Below are 11,882 nucleotides of genomic sequence, written 5' to 3' on the forward strand. Positions count from 1 at the left end.
ACGATTTTACCTCCCCTTGACTCGACGGTTCCTTGCCGCGCGTCCATGTTCAAACCCAGAGTTCACATGCCTGACTGGCTGACGCCGGCGGCCGGACCCTGGGAGGGGAGACATGAACGGTCTCGACTGGGCGGTGCTGATCGGCTACTTCGGCGTGATGGTGGCGATCGGTTTCTGGTCGCACCGGCGGGTGGACGACGTGGGGGACTTCTTCACCGCCGGGGGCCGGATGCCGTGGTGGCTCTCCGGGATCTCGCACCACATGTCGGGCTACAGCGCGGTGATGTTCACCGGCTACGCGGGGATCGCGTACACCTACGGGGTCACCTCGTACGTGACCTGGTCGTTCCCGATCGCGCTCGGCATCGCCATCGGCTCCCGGCTGTTCGCGCCGCGCATCAACCGGCTGCGGTCGCGACTGGGGGTGTCCTCGCCTCTGGAGTACCTGAAGAACCGGTACGACCTCACCACACAGCAGGCACTGGCCTGGTCCGGGATGCTGCTGAAGATCGTGGACGTGGGCGCGAAGTGGGCCGCGATCGCCACCCTGTTGTCGGTGTTCACCGGCGCCTCGCTGAACCAGGGCATCCTCATCACGGGCGCGGTGACCGCCGTGTACTGCACGATCGGCGGGCTGTGGGCGGACGCGCTGACCGAACTCGGCCAGTTCGTCATCCAGTTGCTGGCCGGGGTGGCGATGTTCGTCGCGGTGGTGCTGAAGCTGGGTGACCGGGACATCGGGATCTTCGGCGCCTTCGACGAGCCCGCGCTGCGCGGGCACGGGGAGCCGCTGGCGGGGCCGTACGGGACGGTGTTCCTGCTGGCGTTCCTCTTCATCAAGCTGTTCGAGTACAACGGCGGGATGCTCAACCAGGCGCAGCGGTACATGGCGACTCGTTCGCCCCGCGAGGCCGAGCGGTCGGCCCGGCTCTCGGCGCTGCTGTGGCTGGTGTGGCCGGTGGTGCTGTTCTTCCCCATGTGGATGGCCCCGCTGCTGGTCCACGCGCAGAAGCCGGACGGCTCGGACGCGTACGCCCTGATGACCGAACAGCTCCTCCCCCACGGGCTGTTGGGCCTGGTCGTCGTCGGCTTCTTCTCCCACACGATGGCCATGTGCTCCTCCGACGCGAACGCCATCGCGGCGGTGTTCACGCGGGACGTCGCGCCGGTGCTGTCGCGGCGGGCGCGGGGGTGGGGCGAGCGGGCCGGGCTGCTGGCGGCGCGGGTGACGACGGTGGTCTTCCTCGGACTGTCGATGGCGGTGGCGACACAGGTGGACTCCCCCGCGTTCAAGGACATCATCACGGTGGTCATCAAGTGGGTGGCGGGCCTGATGGGGCCCATCGCGATCCCGATGATGCTGGGCCTGCTCCACCCGTTCCGCCGCTCCGGCCCGACAGCGGCTCTCACCGCCTGGGCGGCGGGCCTGCTGTCCTTCTGGCTGGTCAACTACCCCGTCAACTGGCAGGTCTCCGGCGGGGTACCGCTCCAGTACCAGGTCTCGGTACCCCTGGCGGTGTCCCTGCTGCTGTACATCGCCATCGGCTGGATCAAGCCGGAGGACACCCCGGAGCGGCTGGCGGTCATCGACCGGGTCAACTCGGACGGCGGGGGCACGGCGGTGATCCCGGCGCCAGGGCCTGCGGGGGACGACGTGGTGGGGGTGCCGGGGAAGGACTGAGGGGCTCGGGCGACGCGGTGGGCCGCCCGGGCTCCGGCGAAGCCGGCCGCGCTCCGGACGGCCGGGGGGGGGCTGCCCGGGGCCCGAGCCTGTGGACGACGACGTGCTCGGGTGCTGTGGCAGCAAAGCCCCCGGGGCGGAGCGGGTCGACGGGGTGGGCGCGGTCAGGCTCGTGGATAACGGGCCAGCCAGCCCGGGGCTGAGCCGGCAGGGCTGTGGAGGGCCGGGCCCTGGGTCATCTCCAGGGCGAAGTCGTCGGCCAGTTCGAGGATGGTGGGACGGCCTTCGAGGTCGGGAAGCCAGGCCGGGGGGAGGGCGGTCTCGCCGTGCAGGGCGCCCAGGAGGCCGCCTGTCAGGGCTCCGGCGGCGGCTGAGGGGCCGGGCTGGTTGACGGCCAGACAGAGGCCGTGGCGGACGTCCTCGCCCACCAGGGCGCAGTAGACGGCGGCGGAGAGGAGACCGTCGGCCGTGCCCTCGCCGACCAGTTCCGCCACCCGTGCCGGACTCGGGAGGCCCTGGCGTACCGCGCCGAGGGACCGCTGGAGGGCGGTCGTGACGGGCTCGTGGCCGGGGCGGGACACCAGCAGGGCGAGGGTGCTCTGGACGGCGCCGTCCAGGCTCTCGCCGCGCGCGAGGGCGTGCACGATCACCGCGTACGCGCCCGCCGAGAGGACCGCCACCGGGTGGCCGTGGGTCTGGGCGGCGCACTCCAGCGCGAGCTGGACGACGAGTTGGGGCTCCCAGCCGACCAGCAGGCCGAAGGGTGCCGAGCGGGCGACGGCCTCCGGGCCCGCCTCGCCGGGGTTCTTGGGGCGCTCCAGCGTGCCCATCACGTCGTTGCCGAGCCCCAGCAGCAGGGCCCGCGTGGGGCCCCGGCGGGCGTACAGCCACTCCTCGCGGGCGAGCCAGCCGTCCTCCGCGCGGCGCTCGTCCGGGCCCCAGTCCCGCTGGGTCGCCGCCCAGCGGAGGTACGCCCGGTGCAGGTCGGTCGGCGGGTGCCAGGCTCCGGTGTCGCGGCGGACCTGGGCCCGGATCAGGCCGTCCACGGTGAACAGGGTGAGCTGGGTGTGGTGCGAGACGGTGCCGCGTCTGCCCTGGCCCGGCGCGAGGTCGGTCAGCCCCTCGGGGCCGTGCGCGGCGCGGATCGCGTCCAGGTCCAGCGAGTCGACCGGTGCGCCGAGGGCGTCGCCGATCGCGGCGCCCAGCAGCGTGCCCCGTACGCGGCCCCGGAAGTCCTGCTGTTCCGCACGGCCCCAGACGGCGCCGCTCGTCGCACCCACCCAGACCTCCTCGCGCCACCGTCCGCCCGCGACGGTCAGCACTGTAATGGACTCGGAACGGTCTGATCGGCGTGCCGAACGATCTCCGCCGGGCTGGTATCGGTCGGATACGGACGCTTCAGCTCCGCCCACACGGTCTTGGCCCCGGCGGGTGCCTGGATGACGCCCCACTGGTGCGCGTACGCGGCGACGATGCTCAACCCCCTTCCACTGTCGGCCAGTTCGCCCGCCTCCTCCGGCAGCCGGGGCCTCCGCTCACCCCGCGCGTCCGTCACCTCGACACGGAGCGTGCCGTCGCCCCTCCGCAGCAACTCCAGGCGGAAATCCCGCCCCGGTACCCGCCCGTGCAGCACGGCGTTGGCCGCCAGCTCGCCCACCACCTGCGTGACCTCCTCGAACGGCAGTCCCCACTCGTCGAGTTGCCGCTCCGCGAGCAGCCGAGCGAGCCGGGCCCCTCTCCGCGTCGCGGACAACTGGATCCGCAGCCGTGATTTCTCATTCATGTCACCCAGAGTGGCCGCCGGTCCCTACGCTGAACAGTCACGACCACGGTACGCAGGGTGACTGTACGGGTGGGCGAGGCAGCGGTACGGCTGGTACGAGCGAGAGGGGCGCCGGTGGAGGACGAGGAGGCCGAGGCCGTACTCAGGGCGGTGGGCCGGCAGATCAAGGCGTGGCGGGAAGCGGTGGGTATGACCCAGGTGGAACTGGGCTCCGCCATCGGGTACGGCGAGGAGATGGTGTCCTCCGTCGAACGGGGGCGCCGGGTTCCCAAGCCGGACTTCCTGGACCGCACGGACGAGGTCGTGGGCGCGGGCGGCAAGGTGTCCGCGATGAAGGCGGACGTGGAGCGGGCGCGGTATCCGAAGAAGGTCCGGGACCTTGCCAACTTGGAGAGGGACACGACGGAACTGGGAGCCTATGCCGCCCTCCACGTGCATGGGCTACTCCAAACCCCCGAGTATGCCCACGCGTTGTACGCCATGCGGCGGCCCTCCTACACGGAGGAGGAGATCGAGCGACTCGTGGCCGCGCGGATGGCACGCAAGTCCCTGTTCGACCGCGTCCCGTTCACTCAGATCACCTTCGTGCAGGAAGAGGCGACGCTTCTACGGCCGATCGGCGGCAAACTGGTCCTTCGGAAGCAACTCGAACACCTCGTCGAGATGAGCAAGTTGCGGCACGTTGAGATCCAAGTGATGCCCACTGCCAGCGAGGAGCACGCCGGAATGATGGGCTCGATCCAGGTGCTGAAACTCCGTGACGGCAAGACGCTTGCGCACACCGAGGGGCAGTTGTACAGCCGTGTGATCAGCGACCCGAGGGAAGCTCAGGTCATGGAGATGCGCTATGGAATGATCCGGACGCAAGCGCTCACGCCCCCAGCGTCACTGGCCTTCATCAAGGAAGTACTGAAATGCGAGACATGACCGGCCTGGAGTGGTTCAAGAGCAGCTACAGCGGCAATGACGGCCCCGAATGTGTGGAAGTCGCCCTCACTGCGGAACACATCCACATCCGGGACTCCAAGACCGCCGACGGCGACCGACTGACCGTCTCCGCCGACACCTGGACCTCCTTCCTCAGCCACGCAGTGCCCCGCGTCTGAAAGGCGTTCCCTCTCGGGCGGGGTCGGGAAGTATTCGGGTCATGACCATGACCGATTCTGCGGCCCCCGCCGACTCCGCCCGTACCGCCCGCTCGGGGCTGGGCCTTGCCGCCACCGTGCTCACCGGCGTGCTCGCGCTGTACATCGCCCTCGTCGCCGTAGGCAACATCACGGACTTCGGGACGAACCAGCAGTACGTGCGGCACGTCCTGGCGATGGACACCACGTTCAAGGACGACCACCTGATGTGGCGGGCGATCACCAGCACCGCCCTCCAGGACACCGCCTATGTGGCGATCATCGCGTGGGAGACGGCGGCGGCAGCCGTACTCGTGTGGGGCACCTGGCTCTGGGCCCGCCGCGACAACGCCCGCGCCCGCCGCTTCTCCACGTACGGCCTGCTGATGCTGATCCTGCTCTTCGGCGCCGGCTTCATCGCCATCGGCGGCGAATGGTTCGCCATGTGGCAGTCCAAGACCTGGAACGGCGTGGACGCGGCCACCCGCGTCTTCCTCCTGAGCGGAGTGGCCCTGATCATCAACCACTTGCCGGCCCGCGACGAGCGATAGCGGCAGAGCTACTCGACGACCGACACCTTCGTCCCGTAGTCCCCGAAGGACCACAGTGCGGCTCCGTCCTCCTTGTGGAGGCGGATGCCGCCGGTCTGGGCCCCGTTCGCCGGGGGCGGGGAGGAGCCGTCGAGGGCGTTGGAGAAGCCTATGTTCACGCCCGAGACGGCGGTGAAGTAGACGATGTGCTCCACCTTCACACCGTCCGAGCCGACCGTCGCCGCCGTGCGTGCGGTGATCGAGTACCGGCCCGGCTTCGGGTCCACCGTCCCCGCCCACACCGTGAACGTCCGCGAAGGCTGACCCGTCGCGTCCACCAGCCACACCCGATGCGCCCCCACCGCGTACACGATCCGCCGCCCCACCCCCGACGCCTCCGGCAGTGCCGGTGGGCCGGAAGGGGTGGGGGTGGCGGACGGGGTCGGGGAGGCGGAGGCTGTGGGGCGGGTGTGGGCCGCTGGGGCCGCCGTGGGGTGCGGGCCGTGGTCGGCCTGGACGCCGAGGGCGACGACGGCGGCGGTCGCCGCGACCGTCAGTCCGGAGACCCAGGCCCAGGAGGGCAGTAGGGCAGCCACGGGTACGCATCTCCTCCGCTGTGGGGCCCCTTCTCAGATCCGGGGTCGGATCATCGTACTCAGTCCACGAGGGGCAACAGCTCCGGCAGGTGCCCGTCCGACGCGCGGGCCGCCGACACCCGCTCCTCCGGCACCTCGCCGTAGAGGGTGGTGCGCGGTTTCGCCGGGCGTCCGGCCGCCTCCGCGACCGCCTCCAGGTCGCGCACCGACTTGTACGAGCCGTAGGACGAGCCCGCCATCCGGGAGATCGTCTCCTCCATCAGCGTGCCGCCCAGGTCGTTCGCGCCGGAGCGCAGCATCTCGGCCGCGCCCTCGGTGCCGAGCTTGACCCAGCTGGTCTGGATGTTGGGGATCAGGCCGTGCAGGAGCAGCCTCGCCATCGCCGTGACCGCGCGGTTGTCCCGCATGGTCGGGCCGGGGCGCGCGATGCCCGCGAGGTAGACCGGCGCGTTGGTGTGGATGAAGGGGAGGGTCACGAACTCCGTGAAGCCGCCGGTGCGTTCCTGGATTCCGGCCAGCGTGCGCAGGTGGCCCAGCCAGTGCCGGGGCTGGTCGACATGGCCGTACATCATCGTGGACGAGGAGCGGATGCCGAGCTCGTGGGCGGTGGTGATGACCTCGGTCCAGGTGGCCGTGGGCAGCTTGCCCTTGGTCAGCACCCAGCGCACCTCGTCGTCGAGGATCTCGGCCGCCGTGCCGGGGACGGAGTCGAGTCCGGCCTCCTTGGCCGCCGTCAGCCACTCCCGGATGGACAGGCCCGTACGGATCGCGCCGTTGACGACCTCCATCGGGGAGAAGGCGTGCACATGCATGCCGGGGACGCGCTCCTTCACCGCCCGCGCGATGTCGAAGTACGCGGTGCCGGGCAGGTCCGGGTGGATGCCGCCCTGCATGCAGACCTCCACCGCGCCCACGTCCCACGCCTGCTGGGCGCGGTCCGCGACCTGGTCCAGGGAGAGGGTGTACGCGTCGGCGTCGGTGCGCCGCTGGGCGAAGGCGCAGAAACGGCAGCCGGTGTAGCAGACGTTGGTGAAGTTGATGTTCCGCGTGACGATGTACGTGACGTCGTCGCCGACCACCGACTTGCGCACGTCGTCCGCGATCCGGCACACCGCGTCCAGCGCCGGCCCGTCCGCGTGCAGCAGCGCGAGCGCCTCCGCGTCGGTCAGCTTCGCCGGGTCGTCGGCGGCGGTGCGCAGGGCCTCGCGGACGTCGGTGTCGATGCGCTCGGGGACCATGCCGGGGGCGGCGGCCTCACGCAGTTCGGCCCAGTCGCCGTAGACCTCGTCGAAGTCGTCGCGCCGGTCGGAGGTGCGGCCCTCGGTGTCGATGGAGGCGTGCAGGTCGGTGCGGCCGGTGGCGGTGAACACCTCCTCCGGCTCCTGCCAGGGCAGGCCCTTCGGCAGTACGCCGGGCCGGGCGAGGCCGGTCTCCGGATCGGCCAGGGCGGCGACGTGCGGGCGCAGCCGGGGGTCGAGCCAGGGTTCGCCCCTGCGGACGAACTCCGGGTAGACGCAGAGTCGTTCGCGCAGCTCGAAGCCTGCCGTACGCGACCGCTCGGTCAGTTCCTCGATCTGCGGCCAGGGGCGCTCGGGGTTGACGTGGTCGATGGTGAGCGGCGATACCCCGCCCCAGTCGTCGATCCCGGCGCCGATCAGCCGCTCGTACTCGCTGTCGACGAGGTTGGGCGGGGCCTGGAGGCAGGCGGACGGGCCCATGATGTGCCGGGCGACGGCGACGGTGGCGATCAGCTCGTCCAGCTCGGCGTCCGGCATGCCGCGCATCGCGGTGTCGGGCTTGGCGCGGAAGTTCTGGATGATCAGCTCCTGGACGCCGTGGTAGGCGCGGGAGACCTTGCGCAGCGCGAACAGCGACTCCGCGCGCTCCTCGTACGTCTCCCCGATGCCGATCAGCAGCCCGGAGGTGAAGGGGACGGAGGAGCGGCCGGCGTCCTCCAGCACCCTGAGCCGTACGGCGGGTTCCTTGTCCGGGGAGCCGAAGTGCGGGCCGCCGGGCTCGGACCACAGGCGCTCGGCGGTGGTCTCCAGCATCATGCCCATGCTCGGCGCGACCGGCTTGAGCCGCTGGAAGTCGGTCCAGCTCATGACGCCGGGGTTGAGGTGGGGCAGCAGGCCGGTCTCCTCCAGGATGCGGATGGAGATGGCGCGTACGTAGGCGATCGTGTCGTCGTAGCCGTGCGCGTCGAGCCACTCGCGCGCCTCGGGCCAGCGGTCCTCGGGCTTGTCGCCGAGGGTGATCAGCGCTTCCTTGCAGCCGAGCGCGGCGCCCTTGCGGGCGATGTCCAGCACCTCGTCCGGTGACATGAACATCCCGTGTCCCGCGCGGCGCAGCTTGCCGGGGACGGTGACGAAGGTGCAGTAGTGGCACTTGTCGCGGCACAGCCGGGTCAGCGGGATGAAGACGCTCTTGGAGTACGTGATGACGCCGGGCCGCCCCGCCGCGTCGAGCCCCGCGTCCCGTACCCGTGCCGCGGACGCGGTGAGGTCGTCGAGGGCCTCGCCGCGGGCCTGGAGCAGCACCGCCGCCTCGGCGACGTCGAGCGCGACACCGTCACGGGCACGTTTGAGGGCGCGACGCATGGAGTTCTCGGTGGGGCCGGTTCCGGGGGTCGCGGAAGTCGTCATTCCCTGAGCATACGTTCGGCGTGATCGTGAGCTACGGGCGCTTTTCGGGCGGGCTGGGCGACACCTCCGCGGCACCCGAACGACACCCGAGCGGCACCACGAGTGGCACCACATGGCACCACTCGGCGCCATGTGGTGCCAATAGGGGTTGCCATGGCGCCACAATGGTGCCAAGCTAATGCCATGGACCTCACCCCGTATGTCGACACCCTCCGCCGGGAACTCGCGGTGGCCGCCGAGGCCGGTGGCGAGGAGGCGCGCGAGCTGGCGGAGCGGCTCACCGCTCCACTGGAGTCGGCGACCCGCCTGACCATGCTCCACGTGCTCTCCGCCGCGATGGACGAGATCACCCGCGAGCTGGCCCCCGGCTCGGTCGACGTACGGCTGCGCGGTCTGGACCCCGAGTTCGTCGTCACCGCGCCGCCGGCCGAGTCCGCCCCGGCGGAAGCGGCCGAGCCGGTCGCACCCCAGCCGGTCCCCGAGACCGACGAGGGCGGCACCGCCCGCGTCAACCTCCGGCTCCCGGCGCACCTGAAGGCGCGCGCCGAGGAGGCGGCGGGCCGCGAGGGCCTGTCGGTCAACGCCTGGCTGGTGCGCGCCGTCTCGACGGCGGTCGACGGCGGCGGCCGGCCGCGCCCGGCCGAGAAGACCCGCACGATCGGCCAGAGCTTCACGGGCTGGGTGCGCTAGCAGCACCGCTCCACTTCTCACCCCTTTCACGTCTCCCACCTGCGGAGACGACCTGACGAGCCAAGAGGACGGGACAGCCATGCCTACTTTCGACACCCCTCAGCCCATCGCCGTCACCGCGCACATCGGCGCCGGTTCCCTCCGGCTCGCGGCCGGTGACCGCCCGGACACCGTGGTCGGGGTCGCGCCCCGCGACCCCGAGCGGGACAAGGACGTACGGGCCGCCGAGCAGACCGAGGTCGGCTACGCGGCCGGTGCCCTGACCGTCCGGACGCGGGAGCGGCTGCTCATCGGCCCCTCCGGCCTGGTCGACGTCACGGTCCACCTGCCCGCGGGCTCCTCCGCCGAGGTGACCGGCTCCTGGACCCAGGTGCTCGGCGAGGGCCGCCTCGGCGAGGTGCGGGTGAAGACCTCCACCGGTGACGTACGCCTCGACGCCACCGGCCCGCTGAAACTGACCGTGGCCCACGGCTCGGTCATCGTGGACCGGGTCGACGGCGCCGCCGAGATCACCAGCAGCAGCGGCACCATCCGGGTCGGCACCATCGACGGCCCCGCCGTCCTGAAGAACTCCAACGGCACCACGGTCCTGGAGGCCGTCACCGGCGACCTCCGCGTGAGCGGCGCCAACGGCGGCATCGACATCGGCCGCGCCGGGGCGTCGGTCACCGGCACCACGAGCAACGGCCCCCTCCGGGTCGCCGAAGTAACGCGCGGGGAGGTCCAGCTGGAGACCGCGCACGGCTCGATCGAGATCGGCGTCCGCGAGGGCACCGCCGCCTGGCTCGACGTCAGCTCCGCGCACGGCCAGGTGCGCAACGCGCTCGCCTCCGCCGGAGCGCCGGAGCACACCGAGGACACCGTGAAGATCCACGCCCGCACCAACTGGGGCAACATCGACATCCTGCGCGCCCACGCCTGAGCACCGCCCCCCCCTGCTTCCCACTCCCGCCCTCAGGAGGGCCTCATGCCTTCACCTGTCATGCCCACGCCCAGAACAACCCTCGACGGCACCCTCGCCGTCTCCGTCACCGGCCTGCGCAAGTCCTACGGCGACAAGACCGTGCTGGACGGCATCGACCTGACCATCCCCGCCGGGACCGTGTTCGCCCTGCTCGGGCCGAACGGCGCCGGGAAGACCACCACCGTCCAGATCCTCTCCACCCTCGTCGCCCCCGACGGCGGCGAGGCCCGGATCGCGGGCCACGACATCACCACCGCACCGGACGGCGTGCGCTCCGCGATCGGGGTCACCGGCCAGTTCGCCGCGCTGGACGACCTGCTCACCGCCGAGGAGAACCTCCTCCTCATGGCCGACCTGCTCCGCCTCGGCAAGCGCGAAGGCCGGTCCCGCACAAGGGAGTTGCTGGAGCGGTTCGACATCGCCGACGTGGCGGACAAGCGGGCCGCGACCTTCTCCGGCGGCATGCGGAGGCGCCTCGACCTCGCCATGACCCTGGTCGGCGACCCGCGGGTGATCTTCCTGGACGAGCCGACCACCGGGCTCGACCCGCGCAGCCGCCGCACCATGTGGGACACCGTCCGCACCCTGGTCGCCGGCGGCACCACGGTCTTCCTCACCACCCAGTACCTGGAGGAGGCCGACCAGTTGGCCGACCGGATCGCCGTCCTCGACGGCGGCCGGATCGTCGCCGAGGGCACCGCCGACGAGCTGAAGGCCCGTATCCCGGGCGCCCACGTACGGCTGCGGTTCACCGGCCCGGACGATTACGAGCGCGCGGCGGACGCCTTCCCCGGTGCCGCGCGGGACGACGAGAACCTCGCCCTCCGGGTGGCCGGCGACGGCGGCCTGGACGCCCTGCGCGCCCTGCTGGACCGGCTCGACGCGGCCGGGGTGCAGGCGGCCGGGTTCTCCGTGCACACCCCCGACCTGGACGACGTGTTCCTCGCGCTCACCGGCCAGGGCACCACCGGCACCCCGCTCCACGTCAGCGCCGACCAGACCCTCGAGGAGACCCAGCGATGAGCACACTCACCTACGCCGTGCAGGACTCGATGACGATGCTGCGGCGCAACGTCAAGCACGCCGTCCGCTACCCGGCCGTCTCGCTCGGCAGCTCGATGCTGCCGATCCTGATGCTGCTGCTGTTCGTGTACGCCTTCGGGGGCGCGATCGGCGGTGGCATGGGCGGCGGCCGGGACGCCTACCTGGAGTACCTGGTCCCCGGTGTCGTCGTGATGGGCGTGGCGGCGGGGGCGATGTCGACCTCGATCGCGGTCTGCTCGGACATGACCGAGGGCATCATCAACCGCTTCCGCACCATGAACATCACCCGCTCGTCCTTCATGACCGGCCATGTCATCGGCAGCGTCCTGCAGACCATGGTGAGCCTGGTCCTGGTGATCGGGGTCGCGCTCGCCCTCGGGTTCCGGCCGGACGCGACCCCGCTGGAGTGGCTGGCGGCCGCCGGGTTCCTCGCGGCCATCGCGTTCGCGGTGACCTGGCTGTCGGTGGCGCTCGGGCTGATCTCCAAGACCGTGGAATCCGCCAGCAACAAGCCGCTGCTGGTGCAGTTCCTGCCCTTCCTGGGCTCCGCGTTCGTGCCGGCCGAGTCGATGTCGCCGGGGCTGCGCTGGTTCGCCGAGCACCAGCCCTTCACCCCGATGATCGAGACCCTGCGCGGCCTGCTCACCGGCTCCGCGATCGGCAACGACGGCTGGATCTCGCTCGCCTGGTGCGCGGGGATCGCCCTGGTCGGCTACATCTGGTCCCGCTCGCTGTTCAACAGCACCACCAAGCGCTGAGCCCGCGAAGTGTAAAAACTCTGTGGAGTCCCCCGCGCCGCCTTGTGATCGGCGTCTCCCACGGCTG

At 71.3% G+C, this 11,882-nt stretch carries 12 protein-coding genes; 8 read left to right on the forward strand and 4 right to left on the reverse strand.

The annotated features are described in order from the left end of the window. Positions 1-112 precede the first annotated feature (112 nt). Entirely contained in the window at positions 113-1,681 is a 1,569-nt protein-coding gene (locus D0Z67_RS12380) for a sodium:solute symporter family protein (protein ID WP_031184142.1), read from the forward strand. A gap of 164 nt (positions 1,682-1,845) precedes the next feature. Here D0Z67_RS12380 and D0Z67_RS12385 read toward each other — a convergent pair whose 3' ends face one another. Both D0Z67_RS12385 and D0Z67_RS12390 read right to left on the reverse strand, forming a co-directional pair. Next, a complete protein-coding gene (locus tag D0Z67_RS12385) occupies positions 1,846-2,961 on the reverse strand; it encodes an ADP-ribosylglycohydrolase family protein (protein ID WP_031184141.1) in 1,116 nt (371 codons plus the stop codon). Positions 2,962-2,996: 35 nt separating this feature from the next. Next, positions 2,997-3,464 (reverse strand): ATP-binding protein, encoded by a 468-nt coding sequence (locus D0Z67_RS12390; protein WP_107059676.1) that lies wholly within the window; start codon positions 3,462-3,464, stop codon positions 2,997-2,999. A gap of 114 nt (positions 3,465-3,578) precedes the next feature. Between D0Z67_RS12390 and D0Z67_RS12395 the strand changes: the two genes are divergently transcribed. Genes D0Z67_RS12395 through D0Z67_RS12405 form a run of 3 tightly spaced genes read left to right on the forward strand, consistent with a single transcriptional unit; the run spans position 3,579 to position 5,139 of the window. After that, the gene (locus tag D0Z67_RS12395; RefSeq protein ID WP_031184139.1) at positions 3,579-4,391 is read left to right on the forward strand and encodes a helix-turn-helix domain-containing protein; all 813 of its coding nucleotides are present in this window, start codon (positions 3,579-3,581) and stop codon (positions 4,389-4,391) included. Next, the gene (locus D0Z67_RS12400; protein ID WP_031184138.1) at positions 4,379-4,570 is read left to right on the forward strand and encodes a DUF397 domain-containing protein; all 192 of its coding nucleotides are present in this window, start codon (positions 4,379-4,381) and stop codon (positions 4,568-4,570) included. Before D0Z67_RS12395 ends, D0Z67_RS12400 begins: the two co-directional genes overlap by 13 nt. Before the next feature lie 41 nt (positions 4,571-4,611). Next, entirely contained in the window at positions 4,612-5,139 is a 528-nt protein-coding gene (locus D0Z67_RS12405) for a DUF2165 domain-containing protein (RefSeq protein WP_031184137.1), read from the forward strand. An 8-nt stretch (positions 5,140-5,147) separates the two neighbouring features. Here D0Z67_RS12405 and D0Z67_RS29660 read toward each other — a convergent pair whose 3' ends face one another. Together D0Z67_RS29660 and D0Z67_RS12415 are read right to left on the reverse strand one after the other, a co-directional pair. After that, positions 5,148-5,714: a hypothetical protein gene (locus D0Z67_RS29660; RefSeq protein ID WP_031184136.1), complete on the reverse strand. Its 567-nt coding sequence runs from the start codon at positions 5,712-5,714 to the stop codon at positions 5,148-5,150. Positions 5,715-5,773: 59 nt separating this feature from the next. Continuing rightward, entirely contained in the window at positions 5,774-8,359 is a 2,586-nt protein-coding gene (locus tag D0Z67_RS12415) for a bifunctional FO biosynthesis protein CofGH (protein WP_031184135.1), read from the reverse strand. A 183-nt stretch (positions 8,360-8,542) separates the two neighbouring features. Here D0Z67_RS12415 and D0Z67_RS12420 point away from each other — a divergent pair, with 183 nt between their 5' ends. From D0Z67_RS12420 to D0Z67_RS12435, 4 genes are all read left to right on the forward strand, one after another. Then, on the forward strand, positions 8,543-9,049 hold the full coding sequence (locus D0Z67_RS12420; protein ID WP_031184134.1) for a toxin-antitoxin system HicB family antitoxin: 507 nt from the start codon (positions 8,543-8,545) through the stop codon (positions 9,047-9,049). Between the two features lie 79 nt (positions 9,050-9,128). Continuing rightward, positions 9,129-9,971 carry a DUF4097 family beta strand repeat-containing protein gene (locus tag D0Z67_RS12425; protein ID WP_031184133.1) on the forward strand — a complete coding sequence of 281 codons (843 nt, stop codon included), beginning with the start codon at positions 9,129-9,131 and terminating at the stop codon, positions 9,969-9,971. Positions 9,972-10,016: 45 nt separating this feature from the next. Further along, on the forward strand, positions 10,017-11,036 hold the full coding sequence (locus D0Z67_RS12430) for an ATP-binding cassette domain-containing protein (protein WP_420824433.1): 1,020 nt from the start codon (positions 10,017-10,019) through the stop codon (positions 11,034-11,036). Beyond that, complete coding sequence (locus D0Z67_RS12435; protein WP_031184131.1) at positions 11,033-11,815, forward strand: ABC transporter permease; 783 nt, start codon at positions 11,033-11,035, stop codon at positions 11,813-11,815. The genes D0Z67_RS12430 and D0Z67_RS12435 overlap by 4 nt, the downstream gene beginning before the upstream one ends. The last annotated feature ends 67 nt before the right edge of the window (positions 11,816-11,882 follow it).

It is taken from the genome of Streptomyces seoulensis (genome assembly GCF_004328625.1).
GTDB lineage: Bacteria > Actinomycetota > Actinomycetes > Streptomycetales > Streptomycetaceae > Streptomyces > Streptomyces seoulensis.

Excerpts from the sequence above, each read along its gene's own strand:
- D0Z67_RS12380 (WP_031184142.1), top strand. The coding sequence starts at position 113 with ATGAACGGTCTCGACTGGGCGGTGCTGATCGGCTACTTCGGCGTGATG.
- D0Z67_RS12390 (WP_107059676.1), bottom strand. The coding sequence starts at position 3,464 with ATGAATGAGAAATCACGGCTGCGGATCCAGTTGTCCGCGACGCGGAGA.
- D0Z67_RS12400 (WP_031184138.1), top strand. The coding sequence starts at position 4,379 with ATGCGAGACATGACCGGCCTGGAGTGGTTCAAGAGCAGCTACAGCGGC.
- D0Z67_RS12405 (WP_031184137.1), top strand. The coding sequence starts at position 4,612 with ATGACCATGACCGATTCTGCGGCCCCCGCCGACTCCGCCCGTACCGCC.
- D0Z67_RS12415 (WP_031184135.1), bottom strand. The coding sequence starts at position 8,359 with ATGACGACTTCCGCGACCCCCGGAACCGGCCCCACCGAGAACTCCATG.
- D0Z67_RS12420 (WP_031184134.1), top strand. The coding sequence starts at position 8,543 with ATGGACCTCACCCCGTATGTCGACACCCTCCGCCGGGAACTCGCGGTG.
- D0Z67_RS12425 (WP_031184133.1), top strand. The coding sequence starts at position 9,129 with ATGCCTACTTTCGACACCCCTCAGCCCATCGCCGTCACCGCGCACATC.
- D0Z67_RS12430 (WP_420824433.1), top strand. The coding sequence starts at position 10,017 with ATGCCTTCACCTGTCATGCCCACGCCCAGAACAACCCTCGACGGCACC.
- D0Z67_RS12435 (WP_031184131.1), top strand. The coding sequence starts at position 11,033 with ATGAGCACACTCACCTACGCCGTGCAGGACTCGATGACGATGCTGCGG.